Source organism: Vibrio sp. 1078-1 (genome assembly GCF_033340475.1).
The window spans coordinates 1-519 of the sequence record NZ_JAWOWM010000899.1; the positions used below are offsets into that span (position 1 = coordinate 1).

1 protein-coding gene is annotated in these 519 nt (G+C 44.3%); it reads right to left on the bottom strand.

The genetic code is table 11. The features are described from left to right. Nucleotides 1-74 precede the first annotated feature (74 nt). On the bottom strand, nucleotides 75-519 hold a 445-nt coding region (locus tag R7190_RS30720; protein WP_318138322.1), incomplete at its 5' end, for a LysE family translocator.

Consider the following 519-nt stretch of genomic DNA (forward strand, 5'->3'; position numbering starts at 1 on the left):
TGCGGTATAAATTCCAACTTGAGCAGTTATGACCAAATTTGATTTTCGCAACATCCAAAATCACACAGCCGAAGTTAGCGATCACTGATAGCGACTTTACCTGCTAGCCCAATAAGCAAAACGCCCGATACACCTTCTAGCGCACGCGAATAGCGTTGAGAATTTGAACGACTAAATACCCAACTCCCGACTGAAGCATACAAGACGTTACACATTGTCGCTAATGCACTGAATAGCAAGCCAAGGACTAATAGTTGTGTTGATGCGGAGCCTGTCGAAGTGTCGATAAATTGAGGTAGGAAAGAAAGGAAGAATAGCGCTACTTTCGGATTCAAAACACTAACAATGACACCTTGTGCAAATACGTTTTTGTTGCTTCCAATGCTTTCGTTGACCACGAGTTTGCTCTCACCACGCCACATGGAGAGTAGCGCTTGGACACCTAAATAGACCAAGTAGGCTGCTCCTAGCCATTTTACTGCTGTAAAAGCTACCGCAGAGCTGAGAATTATTGCGGAT